This window comes from Aeromonas sp. R6-1 (assembly GCF_040908165.1).
In the GTDB taxonomy this organism is placed as follows: domain Bacteria; phylum Pseudomonadota; class Gammaproteobacteria; order Enterobacterales; family Aeromonadaceae; genus Aeromonas; species Aeromonas caviae.
Genome location: NZ_JBFODF010000030.1, coordinates 53,289 through 67,574, shown reverse-complemented (window position 1 = coordinate 67,574; position 14,286 = coordinate 53,289). Strand labels below are relative to the sequence as shown.

At 62.6% G+C, this 14,286-nt stretch carries 12 protein-coding genes, 1 tRNA gene and 1 riboswitch; of the genes, 11 read left to right on the top strand and 2 right to left on the bottom strand.

The window, feature by feature from the left end:
• Positions 1-158 precede the first annotated feature (158 nt).
• The 7 genes from AB5Y68_RS09055 (at position 159) to cbl (ending at position 6,419) form a co-directional block, all read left to right on the top strand.
• A tRNA-Asp gene (locus AB5Y68_RS09055) sits at positions 159-235 on the top strand.
• A gap of 405 nt (positions 236-640) precedes the next feature.
• On the top strand, positions 641-1,642 hold the full coding sequence (locus tag AB5Y68_RS09050) for a sulfate ABC transporter substrate-binding protein (RefSeq protein ID WP_039039452.1): 1,002 nt from the start codon (positions 641-643) through the stop codon (positions 1,640-1,642).
• 39 nt (positions 1,643-1,681) lie between these two features.
• On the top strand, positions 1,682-2,257 hold the full coding sequence (locus tag AB5Y68_RS09045) for an alpha/beta hydrolase (protein ID WP_039039453.1): 576 nt from the start codon (positions 1,682-1,684) through the stop codon (positions 2,255-2,257).
• A gap of 269 nt (positions 2,258-2,526) precedes the next feature.
• Positions 2,527-3,366 (top strand): sulfate ABC transporter permease subunit CysT, encoded by an 840-nt coding sequence (cysT, locus tag AB5Y68_RS09040; RefSeq protein WP_039039454.1) that lies wholly within the window; start codon positions 2,527-2,529, stop codon positions 3,364-3,366.
• On the top strand, positions 3,363-4,256 hold the full coding sequence (gene cysW, locus AB5Y68_RS09035; RefSeq protein WP_010672826.1) for a sulfate ABC transporter permease subunit CysW: 894 nt from the start codon (positions 3,363-3,365) through the stop codon (positions 4,254-4,256). The genes cysT and cysW overlap by 4 nt, the downstream gene beginning before the upstream one ends.
• Before the next feature lie 31 nt (positions 4,257-4,287).
• The gene (locus AB5Y68_RS09030; RefSeq protein ID WP_010672827.1) at positions 4,288-5,355 is read left to right on the top strand and encodes a sulfate/molybdate ABC transporter ATP-binding protein; all 1,068 of its coding nucleotides are present in this window, start codon (positions 4,288-4,290) and stop codon (positions 5,353-5,355) included.
• Between the two features lie 116 nt (positions 5,356-5,471).
• Complete coding sequence (gene cbl / locus AB5Y68_RS09025) at positions 5,472-6,419, top strand: HTH-type transcriptional regulator Cbl (protein WP_010672828.1); 948 nt, start codon at positions 5,472-5,474, stop codon at positions 6,417-6,419.
• A 111-nt stretch (positions 6,420-6,530) separates the two neighbouring features.
• On the opposite strand, the gene gbpA is transcribed toward cbl, so the two are convergent.
• Positions 6,531-7,952, bottom strand: coding sequence for an N-acetylglucosamine-binding protein GbpA (gbpA, locus tag AB5Y68_RS09020; RefSeq protein WP_039039455.1), 1,422 nt, complete (start codon positions 7,950-7,952; stop codon positions 6,531-6,533).
• Between the two features lie 60 nt (positions 7,953-8,012).
• Positions 8,013-8,098, bottom strand: a riboswitch (cyclic di-GMP riboswitch).
• A gap of 229 nt (positions 8,099-8,327) precedes the next feature.
• Positions 8,328-10,007 carry a methyl-accepting chemotaxis protein gene (locus tag AB5Y68_RS09015; protein WP_039039456.1) on the bottom strand — a complete coding sequence of 560 codons (1,680 nt, stop codon included), beginning with the start codon at positions 10,005-10,007 and terminating at the stop codon, positions 8,328-8,330.
• 294 nt (positions 10,008-10,301) lie between these two features.
• Here AB5Y68_RS09015 and AB5Y68_RS09010 point away from each other — a divergent pair, with 294 nt between their 5' ends.
• The 4 genes from AB5Y68_RS09010 to AB5Y68_RS08995 all read left to right on the top strand — a co-directional run bounded on the left by AB5Y68_RS09010 (position 10,302) and on the right by AB5Y68_RS08995 (position 14,204).
• Positions 10,302-12,152: a M3 family metallopeptidase gene (locus AB5Y68_RS09010; RefSeq protein ID WP_039039457.1), complete on the top strand. Its 1,851-nt coding sequence runs from the start codon at positions 10,302-10,304 to the stop codon at positions 12,150-12,152.
• A 402-nt stretch (positions 12,153-12,554) separates the two neighbouring features.
• Positions 12,555-13,031 carry a murein L,D-transpeptidase family protein gene (locus AB5Y68_RS09005; RefSeq protein ID WP_029313677.1) on the top strand — a complete coding sequence of 159 codons (477 nt, stop codon included), beginning with the start codon at positions 12,555-12,557 and terminating at the stop codon, positions 13,029-13,031.
• 121 nt (positions 13,032-13,152) lie between these two features.
• The gene (locus AB5Y68_RS09000; RefSeq protein ID WP_039039458.1) at positions 13,153-13,866 is read left to right on the top strand and encodes an AzlC family ABC transporter permease; all 714 of its coding nucleotides are present in this window, start codon (positions 13,153-13,155) and stop codon (positions 13,864-13,866) included.
• Between the two features lie 2 nt (positions 13,867-13,868).
• Entirely contained in the window at positions 13,869-14,204 is a 336-nt protein-coding gene (locus tag AB5Y68_RS08995; RefSeq protein ID WP_010672834.1) for an AzlD domain-containing protein, read from the top strand.
• Positions 14,205-14,286: the final 82 nt, after the last annotated feature.

The window sequence follows — 14,286 nt, the reverse complement described above, 5'->3', positions numbered from 1 at the left end:
TGAAACGCTGTAGCGCCGATGGTAGTGTGGCATTCGCCATGCGAGAGTAGGACACTGCCAGGCACCCAATTAAACGGTGATGTGAAAGACATGACCGGCTGCGAGGATGACACCTCATAAAGAAGCGGCAAAAGATTTAGCGAAAGCTAACCGAATGCGGAGCGGTAGTTCAGTCGGTTAGAATACCGGCCTGTCACGCCGGGGGTCGCGGGTTCGAGTCCCGTCCGCTCCGCCACTAAATTGAAAGGCCTTCCCTGACGGGAAGGCCTTTTTGCTTTCTGGTGTCTGGATAAGAGCTCAGGGAACAAGAGGCAATCGGCGGGTCTGCCGCCTGTTACTGACAACACGCCTCTTCCCCCCTGTGGTGCTTACGTGCCTGGTATTGTCTCTTTGCCCAGGGTTTACCCTTCGCTCTGGTTTGCCTTTGCTCCTCCATCTTTTCCCAACCCGGCCAATCGGCCGGGCTTTGTCGTGTCTGGAGATGAGCATCGCAAGCACGCGAATACGCTCTGGCCGAGAGTGCCAGAGGACCATCGGGAGCTCATATGCGGATAAGAGATAAGCAAAGCGCTTTTTCTTTCTTCATGGAATATACATAAGCGGGCATGCTGTACTCAACCCAACGATATGGAGTATCACCATGAAACTGCGAATGACCGCTCTCACCGTTCTCTCCCTGCTGGCTCTCGGTCAGGTCCAAGCCGCCGAGGTGCGGTTGCTGAATGTCTCCTATGACCCGACGCGGGAGCTGTTCCAGGAGTACAACAGTGCCTTTGCCAAGGAGTGGAAGGCCAAAACCGGCGACGATGTGGTGGTGAGCCAGTCACACGGTGGCTCAGGCAAACAGGCTCGTGCCGTGGTGGACGGACTGGAGGCTGACGTGGTCTCCCTGGCGCTGGCCTATGACGTGGATGCGGTGGCCAAGGCAGGTCTCACCGCCAGCGACTGGGAAGGACGCCTGGCCAACAATGCCTCTCCCTATACCTCCACCATCGTCTTCCTGGTGCGCAAGGGGAATCCCAAGCAGATCAAGGATTGGGGCGACCTGGTGCGCAAGGATGTCGCTATCATCACCCCCAACCCAAAGACCTCCGGCGGGGCGCGCTGGAATTATCTGGCTGCCTGGGGCTATGCCCTGAAGCAAAGCGGCACTGAAGAGGGCGCCAAACAGTTTGTCAGCGATCTGTTCAAGAATGTGAAGGTGCTGGACTCCGGGGCACGTGGCGCCACCACCAGCTTCATCGAACGCGGGCTCGGGGATGTGTTGCTGGCCTGGGAAAATGAAGCGTTGCTGGTGCTCAATCAGCCGGGCACCAGCGACAAGTTCGAACTGGTGGTGCCCTCGGTCTCCATCCTGGCCGAGCCGCCGGTAGCCGTGGTGGACAAGGTAGCCAAGAAGCATGGTACCGAGGCCGTCTCCAAGGCTTACCTCGAGTATCTCTACTCCGACGAAGGGCAGCGCATTATCGCCAAATACCACTATCGTCCGAGCAATCCGGCGATCCTGAAGGAGACCGCGGCCCAGTTCCCCAACCTGACGCTCTTTACTGTCAAGGATCTGGAAGGAGATTGGGACAAGGCACAGAAGAAGCACTTCGCCCAGGGCGGATCGTTTGACCAGATTTACCAACCGGGCCGCTAAGAGACACAGGCCCCTGTGACAACAGATAGGAGTACCACGATGAACAAGATCCTTCTGGTTCCCGGTCTGCACAACAGTGGGCCGGATCACTGGCAGAGCCGCTGGCACCAGCAATTTCCCCAGTGGCAGAGAATGATGGGTCTGCCCTGGGACAAGCCGGATCTCACGGTCTGGAGCGCCAAGCTGGCGAGCAAGCTCAGGAGCCGGCGCAGCCGGGTCCACCTGGTCGCCCACTCCTTCGGCGCTCTGACGGCCATCGCTGCCGCCAGACTGCAACCAGACAAGGTCTCCTCCATCTTCATCGTTGCCCCTGCCGATCCTGCCCGTTTCGGTATCCCGGATGAGGTGTTGGCGGGGTCCATCAAGGTCTCTGCCCAGTTGATCGCCAGCCGCAATGACCCCTGGATGAGTTTCGAGCGGGCAGAGTTCTGGAGCCGGCAGTGGCAGGTGCCGTTGTTCGATGCGGGGGAGGTGGGCCATATCAATGCCCAGTCCGGCCATGGGGAGTGGCATCAGGGGCTCGCTTTGCTCGGCACCCTATACCGCCGTGCCGAAATGGTGGTGGAGCCTGCTCCTGCCGAGTGGGGCAAGCAGGCTGCACTCAGTTTTCGATGAGGGCGCCTCGGATTGTCTCGGCACGATTTCCAGACAGGCTGGCAACTTGGCCAGCGTGACTGACTTTGCATGTTCCCGGTTTTACCGCTCCGTCTTTTAGGTCTTTTATTTATATAAAAGACCTTTTTTTATGCTTATCGCTCTAAAAGCCTTGTTCCACCATTGTTAGATAAAAAAGTGCTTAGCAAAGGCATTATTGGTGTTTGTTGTCCCTGGCCGCCGTGAGCAAAATCGTCACATCCAAAGTATTTATAACAAACGGATGTGTTATGCGATTAAGTTCTTATTCCGTCCTGCCAGGCCTGGGGCCAACGCTGGGCTTCAGTCTGCTCTATCTGGGCATACTGGTGCTGCTGCCGCTCTCGGCACTGGTGCTGTTTGCGGTGAACAACCTGAGCGCCGCCGAGTTCTGGCAGGTGATCGGCTCCCCCCGGGTGCTCGCCTCCTTTCGCCTGAGCTTTGGTGCCGCCTTCATTGCCGCCCTGCTCAACAGTCTGTTCGGTCTGATACTGGCCTGGGTACTGGTGCGCTATACCTTCCCCGGCCGCAGACTGGTGGATGCGCTGATCGACCTGCCTTTTGCCATGCCGACTGCCGTCTCCGGCATCGCCCTGTGCGCCATCTTTGCCCCCAACGGCTGGATTGGCCAATGGGTCGCTCCGCTGGGCATCGAGCTTGCCTACAACCCCATAGGAGTGGTCATTGCCCTGACCTTTATCGGGCTGCCCTTTGTGGTGCGTACCCTGCAGCCGGTGTTGCGGGAAGCGGAGAGCGAGCAAGAGGAGGCGGCTGCGAGCCTGGGTGCCAACCGCTGGCAGACCTTCATCCGGGTACTGTGGCCGACCCTGGTACCTGCGCTGCTCACCGGCTTTGCCCTGGCATTTGCTCGCGGCGTGGGGGAGTACGGCTCTGTCATCTTCATTGCCGGCAACCTCCCCATGGTGTCCGAGATTGCCCCCCTGATGATCATGAGTCACCTGGAGGAGTATGACTACGCCGGTGCATCGGCCATTGCGTCCGTCATGCTGCTCATTTCCTTTGTGCTGCTGTTGCTCATCAACAAGTTGCAAGCCTGGAGCTGGGCTCGCATCGGAGGGAGCCGTATATGAACGCCTCTACTGCACATCTCGATCAGGCCCAGGAGTCCGCTCCGGCCACCCCGGCGCGTCATCCCCCGGTGACCCATGAACCGGTCTGGGTCAAATGGCTGCTGGTCACCGTCGGTCTGGGCTGGTTTGCCGCCTTGCTGCTGTTGCCGCTGGCCACCGTCTTCATCCAGGCGCTGAGCCCGGGTCTGGCCTTCTTCTGGCACGCCATCAGCGAGCCGGATGCCCTGAGCGCCCTGGGGCTGACCGCCCTGGTGACGCTCTGCTCGGTGCCCCTGAACCTGCTGTTCGGGCTGGCCGCCGCCTGGGCCATCGCCCGGTTCCGCTTCCCTGGCCGGCAACTGCTTATCACCCTCATCGATCTGCCGTTCTCGGTCTCGCCGGTCATCGCGGGCTTGATGTTCGTGCTGCTGTTCGGCAGTCGCGGCTGGTTCGGCGAGTGGCTCAGCGAGCACGACATCAAGATCATTTTCGCTACCCCGGGGATCATCCTGGCGACCACCTTCATCACAGTGCCCTTCGTGGTACGCGAGCTGCTGCCCCAGATGGAGGCGCGGGGCCCGGAGGAAGAGGAGGCCGCCATCATGCTGGGGGCTAGCGGGTTGCAGATGTTCTGGCGGGTGACCCTGCCCGGCATTCGCTGGAGCCTGATGTATGGCCTGCTGCTCTGTACCGCCCGGGCGGTGGGGGAGTTTGGCGCTGTCTCCGTGGTTTCCGGCCACATTCGCGGCCAGACCAACACGCTGCCGCTGCACATCGAGATCCTTTACAACGAGTACCAGACCGGTGCCGCCTTCGCGGTGGCCAGCCTGCTGGCGCTGTTCGGGATCTTCACCCTGCTGGGTGAGACCCTGCTGGCCAGGCTGCGCGGCCAACCGACCCAGTCCCATTGATCCCGAATTAACGGTTATAGGAGAGGCATTCATGAGCATTCAGGTTCAAGGGCTCAACAAGCATTTCAATCAGTACGCGGCGCTGGCCGACATCAACCTCGATTTTCACGACGGTGAGCTGGTCGCCCTGCTCGGCCCCTCCGGCTGCGGCAAGACCACCTTGCTGCGGATCATCGCCGGGCTGGAGCAGGCGGACAGTGGCAGCGTCATCATCCGCGGCGAGGATGCCTCGGATCTCCATGTGCGCGAGCGCAACGTTGGCTTCGTGTTCCAGCACTACGCCCTGTTTCGCCACATGACGGTATTCGAGAACGTGGCCTTTGGCCTGAGGGTCAAGCCGCGCAGCGAACGCCCGGACGAGGCGGCCATCCGCACCCGGGTCAAGGAGCTGCTGGATCTGGTGCAGCTCAGCCACGTCGCGGCACGCTACCCGACCCAGCTCTCCGGTGGTCAGCGCCAGCGGGTCGCCCTGGCCCGGGCCCTGGCGGTGCAGCCCAAGGTGCTGCTGCTGGACGAGCCTTTCGGCGCCCTCGATGCCCAGGTGCGCAAGGAGCTGCGCCGCTGGCTGCGTGAGCTTCACGACGAGCTGCATGTCACCAGTCTGTTCGTGACCCACGATCAGGAAGAGGCCCTGGAGGTGGCGGATCGGGTGGTGCTGATGAACGCCGGCAAGGTAGAGCAGATTGGCACCCCTGCCGAAGTGTATGATCAACCCGCCAGTGCCTTCGTGCACAGCTTCCTTGGCAGCGTAAACCTGTTTCGTGGCAGGGTGGCCGGGCAGGGGCTCGGCATCGGTGAACAGCAACTGGGTGGCCCCATCCCCTCCCATCTGGCAGAAGGGAGTGCGGCCATTGCCTATGTGCGTCCCCACGAGCTGGAGATCCTGCCCTCGGATGCCCCCGGTGGCATTCGCGCCACCATTACCCGCCTGCTGCCCATGGGGCCGCGCATCCGGGTGGAACTGCGTGGCGATGGGGAGACGGGAGGCGCCCACTACGAGGCCGAACTGAGCAAGGAGGCCGCCCGGGCCTTTGCCCCCGGCCAGGGGGTGCGTCTGGTGGCCAGGCAGGCACAGCTCTATCCCGACTACCAGATCTGAGGACAAGCCGCGAGGTGCGGCCCTCTGTCAGGCTTGCTGCCGGGCTATGATCCCGGCAATCCATAACAAGAGGACGGTGGCACGAGCCACCGCCACTCAGCGCAGGAGGCGATGAGGTGAACTTTCAGCAATTGCGAATCATTCGGGAGGCGGCACGGCGGGATTACAACCTGACCGACGTGGCCAATGCCCTCTTTACTTCCCAGTCCGGGGTCAGCCGCCACATTCGCGAGTTGGAGGAGGAGCTGGGGCTCGCCCTCTTCATTCGCTATGGCAAGCGTCTGCTCGGTATGACCGAGCCGGGCAAGGAGTTGCTGGTGATCGCCGAGCGTATCCTGGGGGATGCCGACAACATCCGCAAACTGGCGAGCACCTTTGCCAATCGCGACTCGGGCCGGTTGCTCATCGCGACCACTCATACCCAGGCCCGTTATGCCCTGCCGAGGGTAGTGAAGGCGTTTCGGGAGCAATTTCCCCTGGTACAGCTGGAGCTGCGTCAGGGGAGCCCGGAGGAGATAGTGCGGCTGGTGCAGACCGGTGAGGTGGACATCGGCATCAGCAGCGAGCAGCTCGACAAGAGCGAAGGGGTGGTGGCCTTTCCCTACTACCGCTGGCACCACAATATCGTCGTGCCGGAGCAGCACCCCCTCACCGCCGAGCGTGAGCTGACCCTGGCCGCTCTGGCCCACTGGCCCATCGTCACCTATCAGGCCGGCCTCACCGGTCGGGCACGGGTGGATGATGCCTTTGCCGAGGCGGGCATAGTGCCGCAGATCCTGCTGACCGCCCAGGACTCAGACGTCATCAAGACCTATGTCGAGCTGGAGATGGGGGTGGGCATACTGGCGGACATGGCGTTCGATTCTCAGCGGGACAAGGGACTGGTACAGCTAGACGGCAGTCGGTTGTTTGCGCCGCACACCGCCTGGATCGGCCTCAAGCAGGGGCAGTTCCAGCACAACTTTGCCTGGCAGTTCATCCAGCTCTGCAACCCCGAGCTGGCGCTGGCGGAGATCCAGGCCCGCGCCATGAGCAACGAGCCCCTGCTCGACTATCAGATTTGAACCGAGGGGGGGATGAAAAACGGGGAGCCATGGGCTCCCCGTTTGTTTGATGTTGACCTGATCTGGCACCGGAAGCGCCGAGCGGGTTCTCGCCAGGTCGGATACGTCCCATCACTGCGCTGTCCAGGCCTCCTGCCAGTGGGAGCCTACGCCCGGTTCATACTGGGTGGCCGTGCTCGCCCACTGGCTGCACCAGCCGCTGTAGGGGAAGGGTTTGCACTGATAGACCTTGCCGTTTTTCGGCTGCAGCACCCGGGTTCCGGCGGTGTAGGACTTAAGGCCGTCCGGGAAAGTGAACTGGTAATCGCCCCCGCTTGCCGGATCCTTGAACATGAGATCCAGGGTCTGCTGCACCGCGTCACCACCGGCCTTGGGTTTGCCCTCGATCACCAGCTGATGGTGGCCCGCACTCAAGCCGGTCAGCGCCATGGAGAAACTCTGGCTGCCGTCCTTGATGTCGGCACTGCTCTGTCCCCTGGCGACACCGCCGTGGTCATAGAGGGTGTTGGTGATGGCGAGATCCCCCTGGGCCGTGACGGTGAAAGTCAGGGTGAGCTTGCCGTTGTCGAGGGGGTAGTCGCTCGCCAGACCGCTCACGCTGATCCCGTTCTCAACCGGGGGCTGCTGTTGCTCAAGCTGGATCTCGACCCGTTGCAGGTTGCTGCCAGCCTTGAGGTAGACCGGGTTCTGGCCGTAGACGGGGTTGAACTGGCCGTCCGTACCTTGCTGGCCTGCACGGATCTGGCTCTGCTCGGCGTTGATCTTGCTCGCCAGGGCGTGGGCCCAGTTGTTCTTCTGGCCCTGCCCGGCGCTGGCGATAATCAGCTCGGTCTGGAGATCGGTGCGCTCGCCATTGGCATCGAACACCCGGGTTCTGGTTTTGTCACCCGCCACCAGGTCGATGGAGGGGTAGATAGTCCCTCCCTGGCTCCAGGTCAGCGGTGGCTGGGTGCCATCCTTGAACCGGGCGTCGATCAGGTTGTAGAAGCTGTTGGCGGTATCTCCTACCTCCCACACCCCGAGAATGACCTGATAACCGGTACGCGCGGGCAGGGTGCACTGATGGGTCACCTGTTTGGGGGGCTGCACCATGTTGCCCTCGATGACGCAGAAGGGATTGAGATCGAACGCATCCCGGGTGAGGGGCTGGTTCGGGTTCCAGTCCTGCTTGGTGAGGTAGTAGCGCCAGTTGCGGGTCACGTGGTTGGCAGTGAAGGTCCAGCTGATGGCGAAGGGACCAGCCTGCACCTCACGCTTGGTCCAGCGATCGAGGGTCTGGGTGTTGAGCTCGCCGAATTGGGGGTGACCGGCCGAGGCTATCTGGCCGTCGGCGGGGCCGCCATCGGGGAAGCCGGAGGGGGCTTCCAGGCTCTGGGGTTCCCACTGGATGGCGCCACACTGGCTGTTGCCCCCTGTCTTGCACAGGTAGTTGCGCCCTTCGGGCTGGCTGATGTAGCCGTGAGCGAGCACGCCGCCACTGGCCAGCAGCGTCAGTGCAGCCGCGAGATGGGTGAGTCGGATATTTGCTGCCATACATTCCTCTGTTCGGTGATGTGGGCAGTCACGTTGGCAGGGGAGTTCCCCGAAACACGGTGCTGCAACCCCGCTATCCTGGACAGCTTGTCTTTAGACCGGAGGCTTTGCGTCCTGGCCTTTCAACCAGTTTGCCAAATGACTACAGAAAGGATCATGGTGCCGCCTGTGGCGACCACTCATCATGACTATATTTTGTTAAAAAATTAAGTGTAAAAATTGACAGTGCCATCTCATCGGAGCAGCGCATCAGCGGCAGATCGCTCCCTCGGGATCTGCGCGCTGGTTCAGTGCGAGAGGGTGGCCCGGGAGAGGCTCCAGTGGCCATGACAGGAAGGGAGCCCCTGCCAGCCTGGCAGGGGCTCACGGGGCCACTCAGTGGCGGGGTTGCATGCCTGCTCGGGAAGAGGACGCCTGGGTCGGTCGCATCATCCTGTCCTGGGCTTGGGCATTGTCGAGCTTGAACACCGCCAGTCGCTCGTCGAGGCTTCGGGAGAGACCGGCCAGCAGTTCGCTCTCCTGGGCCAACTGGGAGGCCGCCTGGGACATCTCGAGTGCCGAGTCGTTGATGCCGCTGACGTTGTGGTTCATGTCTTCCGCCACCATGCTCTGCTGCTCCGCCGCCGTGGCGATCTGGGTCGCCATGTCGCTCACGTGCTGGATGTGATTGACGATGAGGGAGAGATCCTGCCCCGCCTTTTCGGACTGGTTGACGCTGCTCTCCGCCAGCTTGCGGCTGGCGTCCATGGCGTTGGCGGCGGTGACAGCCCGTTGCTGCAACTGGGTGATGGTACTCTGGATCTCCTCGGTGGAGTGGCGGGTGCGACTTGCCAGCTGGCGCACCTCGTCGGCCACCACGGCGAAGCCACGGCCCTGCTCGCCGGCCCGGGCCGCCTCGATGGCGGCGTTGAGGGCCAGCAGGTTGGTCTGCTCCGAGATGGCGCTGATGACCGCCGTCACCTCGCTTATCTGCATCACTCCCTCCTTGAGCTGGTTGACCTGCGAGGTGGCCTGGTCCACCTCGGTGGCCAGCGCCTGGATGCCGTGCACGCTGGCATGGACATCCTGGTTGCCGAGCCCGGCCTCGCTGGTGGCATCCTGGGTGTCACGGGCCGTGTTTTCGGCGTGACCCGCCACGTCGGCGATGGTGGCGCTCATCTCGTTCATGGCGGTGGCGAGCTGGGCGAGCTGATCCCGCTGACTGTTGACCGCCTGGTTGGTCTGTTCGGCGGAGGCGGCGATGCGCAGGGCGGCATCCGCCACGTTGCGGGCCCCCTGGCTCGCCTCCAGCAGGGCGCGGCGGATGGCATCCAGCCCCTGGTTGGTGGAGCTGGCGACGGCGCCGAGCTCATCCCTGCCCAGCACCGGGATGCTGACCACCAGATCGCCAGCTGCGACCCGGGCCATGGCCTTGTTGATCTCGGCCAGGGGATTGACGATGGAGCGGCTGATGGCGAGTCCCAGCAGCCCCATCAACAGGATCACCAGCAAGGTGGCGCCACCCATCCACTCATATTGCGACCACATAGTGGCCTCAATGTCCTGCAACAACACACCGGAGCCCAGGATCCAGCCCCAGGGCTGGTAGCCCGTCACCAGCGACATCTTCTGGGCCGCCTCGCCGGACGGGGAGACCCACTGATACTCCAGCCTGCCCTGGTGGCCGCCCTTGCCGAGATCCACCATGTGCTGCCAGTGGGACTCGGCAGGGTTGTTGCCCATCTGCTGGCCGACCAGCTCGGGTTTGGCGGGATGCACCACCACCCGACGGTCTTCATCCAGTACGAACAGGTAGTTGTCCCCGTCAAAGCGCATGCTGTCGAGCATGGCCTTGGCCTGTGCCTTGGCCTGCTCCGGGGGGAGGGTGGCGGCCAGGGCCTGGATCCGGCTCATGGCCAGATCCAGCACCGCCTGCAGCCTGGCTTCCCGTTCACTCATCAGATTGCGGTGCAGGGCACTGGCCGAGATGAGCAGCAGTGCGATGAAGCCGACCAGGGCCAGTGAGAGCAGCAGCATCAGCTTGCGACTCACGGCAATATCACCGAGCTTGAACATAGTCTTATCCTTACTTTCCCATGCGGGTCTGATTGTGGCCGAACTACCGACCGGACCTGACTGTTGTTGTTTTTAACATATCATTAACTTTCAATGGGTTGCGATGGAAAACAGCCAATTGAGCAGTTTGACAACCAGTATAGCCAGCAGACAGAAACCCTCGCTTTTGATAGCGTGATGGCGCGCATCCCGGCGCACAATTTGTCTGCTCCATTCGCAAGAAGTGTGAATGGGTTGGCATTTCACCAAAAAGGAGTGGGCGCCCCGTGGTCGCCCCATAACAAGAGGGAAGTTATGAGTTCCATTGCCAGGAATTATCTCAACCAGCTCAATGCCGATTACCTGCAGGTGCACAGACGCAAGGAGGACCTGTTCTGGTCCACCTACATGGGCACCAGTGACGATCAGACAGGCTTCACCGCGGCCGAACAGGCCTACAAGGCGTTCTGTGCCGATCCTGCCCGCCTGCCGGTGCTGCGGGAGATGCATGCCCAGGCCGAAGAGGCGGATCTCAGGCGCGGCCTGGGGGGCTGGATCGCCTTCTTCGAGTGCAACGTCATCGAAGATCCCGCTGCCTCCGCCCTGATGGACGAGCTGGTGGCCGCCGAGGCGGATCTCTTCGCCCGTCGCAAGGGGTTGAAGCTTACCTTGCTGGACGAGCAGGGCCGCCAGGTGCCCGGCAGTCTGCCCGCCGCCAGCACAGCGCTGGCCGCAAGTCGCGACGAGCCGGTGCGCCAGAGCGCGCTCGCCATGTTCCACACCCTGGAGCAGTGGGTGGTCGACAACGGCTATCTGGCCATCGTCGCGCTGCGCAACCGCTTCGCCCGTGCCATGGGCTATCGCGACTACTTCGATTACAAGGTGCACAAGAACGAGCAGATGAGCCCGGAGCAGCTGTTTGCCATTCTCGACGACTTCATCGCCCGTACCGATGCCCGCTTGCACCAGAGTCTGGCGGAGCTGAAAGCGGCCAAGGGGGACGCAGCCCTGCTGCCCCACAACCTGCGCTACAGCGTGAGTGGCGACGTGACCCGCCAGCTCGACCCTTACGTGCCCTTCTCCCGGGCGCTGAAGGATTGGGTCGAGAGCTTCCGCCGGCTCGGCATCCAGTATCGCGGTGCCACCCTCACCCTGGATCTGCTGACCCGGGAGGGAAAATACGAGAACGGCTTCTGTCACGGCCCGGTGCCGAGCTTCTGGCAGGAAGGGGAGTGGGTGCCTGCGGTGGTCAACTTCACCAGTCTGGCCAATCCGGCCCAGGTGGGCAGCGGCTGGAGCGGGCTCAACACCTTGTTCCATGAGGGCGGCCACGCGGCGCACTTTGCCAACGTCACCGGCAACGCCCCCTGCTTCTCCCAGGAGTTTCCGCCCACCTCCATGGCCTATGCCGAGACCCAGTCCATGTTCTGCGACAGCCTGCTGGACGACGCGGACTGGCTCAAGCGCTATGCCAGAAACGCGGTGGGAGAACCCATCCCCGATGCGCTTATCCAGGCCATGATTGAAGCGCGCCAGCCATTTCGTGCCTTCAACGAGCGCCAGATTGCGCTGGTGGCCTACTTCGAGCGGGATCTCTACGCCATGGCAGAGAGCGAGCGCACCCCGGCCGCCGTGCTGGCCCTGGCCCGCAAGTGGGAGCGCAAGATCCTGGGGGTGGAGAGCCCGCGCCCGCTGCTGGCCATCCCGCACCTTCTGAACCAGGAGTCGGCCTGCGCCTATCACGGCTATCTGCTGGCACTGATGGCGGTGGAGCAGACCCGCGCCTATTTCCTGAGGCGCGACGGCTACCTCACCGACAACCCGCGCATCGGGCCGGATCTGGCCGCCCACTACTGGGGACCGGGCAACGGCATGACCCATGACGAGACGCTGCAGAGCCTCACCGGCGAGGGTTTCAGCGCGGTGCCGCTGGCCGAGGCGTGCAACCGGAGCGCCGCCGAGGCGTGGCAACAGGCACAAGCGTGCATGGCGGCGGCGCGGCAGCGCCCACCGGCAGTGGAGGGGACGCCCCTCGACGCCCATATCCGGGTGGTACACGGGGCCGAGCTCATCGCCGACAACAGCGAGTCCGAGGCGCGCATGCTGGCAGACTTCGAGGCCTGGATCCGGCGCCTTGAGGCCGCCGAACCAGTGACCCAGGCCTGAGCCCGGTGTTGCACAGTCAAAAGAGCCCCATCAGGGGCTCTTTTCTTGTGCGTTGAGATGGCCTGACCCCATGGTGCCAGCCGGGGATTGGCGGGTGGACAGGCTCAAGTGTCACTGGCGGCGGCGCTGCCCGCTGGTTTTTCTCCCTGCGCCATCTTCCTGGCCTCGATGACCTGCGCTGAGGTGCCCGGTTGCAGGCAAGAGACGACGCCCAGCCCTTGGCAGGGCCTCTGCATGGCGGGTTGACGGCCATTTCCCCCTGCTGGCCACAGATATGTTTCTCCCGATATATTGAGTATTCACGGCGATCCCATATCATGGCGCTCGCTCGCCACCAGAGAGTGGCGACATTCAGATGATTTGCTAACAAGAGAGCCCAGAAGGCTCGCAGAGGGATGGATAGTGAGAGCCGTATTGCTGTGTTTGCTGGGGCTGTGGCCCGCGTTGAGTTTTGCCACTCTGTCCGCCGATATGGTGGTGGTGAAGAAGTCGAGTTACAGCCTGACCCTGATGAAGGATGGCAAGGAAGTGAAGCGCTACTGGATTGCCCTGGGCCCGGCTCCCAAAGGACACAAGCAGCGTGAGGGGGATCAGCGTACCCCGGAAGGTCGCTATACCCTGGACTACAAGAAGAGCAACTCCGGTTTCTACAAGGCTATTCACATCAACTACCCGAATCTGGACGACATCAAGCGCGCCAACGAGTTGGGTGTGAACCCGGGCGGCATGATCATGATCCACGGCCAGCGCAACAGCCTGGGGGATCGCAGGGTGCAGCCGTCCAACTGGACCAATGGCTGCATTGCGGTGCTGAACCACGAGATGGACGAGATCTGGAACGCCATCGAGCCCGGCACCCCCATCATCATCGAGCCCTGATCCCGCCTGCCAACGCCCGCTCTCATGCGGGCGTTGCATTTGTCGCAGACCATGACGTGACACTGCCTCCTGCGCCGTGCTAGTTTTTCCGGTTCGCATTGGCTGTGACAAGGATGATCCCATGATGTCGGAAACCCGCCTCCCTGCGCCCGAGCGCACGGGGGCACTCTGGTGGCGCGCCACCCTGGATATGCTCCCGCTCTCCATTTCCGTCATCCCCTGGGGGATACTGTGCGGCGCCCTGGCGCTTCAGGCGGGTATGAGCCCGCTCCAGGCACAGCTGATGTCGCTGCTGGTCTATGCGGGGGCGGCCCAGCTCTCGGCCACCACCTTGTTCGGGGCGGGGACACCGCTGCTGCCCATCATGGGCTCCACCATGGTGATCACCTCCCAGCATCTGCTCTATGGCTTCACCTTCCGGCGCGACGTGCTGCCGCTCTCCCTGCGCTGGCGGGCCAGTCTCGCCTTCTTCCTGACCGACGAGATGTTTGCGGTGGCGCTGAAAGAGAGGGAGCGCAGCGGCGCCTTCAATCCCGCCTATGCGCTCATCGCGGGCTTTGTCTTCTATCTGTTCTGGAACCTGGCGACCCTGCTCGGCATCGCCGCCGGCCAGTATATTGACGGGTTGGACAAGATGGGGCTCGACTTTGCCATCGCCGCCACCTTTATCGCCATGACGCTCCCCGCCATGAAGAACCTGCCCATGGTGGCGGCCACCCTAGTGAGCGGCGGGACGGCGCTCGTCACCAAGCCGCTGCTGGCGGAGATCCACATCATCGTCTCGGCCCTGGCCGGCATGGTGGTGGGCTATGTGCTGCACCGGATGAGGAGGTGATCATGGGCTGGCTGATGATAGGGCTGCTGGCCCTGATCACTTTCTTCAACCGTTTTGCCTTCTTCTCGCGGTTGACCCGCTATCAGCCGGGAGCCGAGATGGGGGCTTTCCTCAGCTTCTCGGCCCAGTCGGTGCTGACCGCCATCTGGCTGCCCATCGTCTTCAGCTATGAGCCCGGCCACGGGCTGGACTGGGATCCGGACTACCTGGCAGCCACCCTGCTGGTGACGGTGCTGACCCTGCTGCGCCTGCCTACCCTGGTGGTGGTGGTCGTCGGCATGGGGGGCTTCTTCCTGCTGCGCTGGCTGGGGGGCGTGGCCCTGTTCTGGCCCTGGTGAAGGATGTGTCGTGATCCGGCATAGCGGATGTCTTGATGGGATATCCGCCCTGTTGGGAATGTCACTTCAAAAAAGGCCTCCC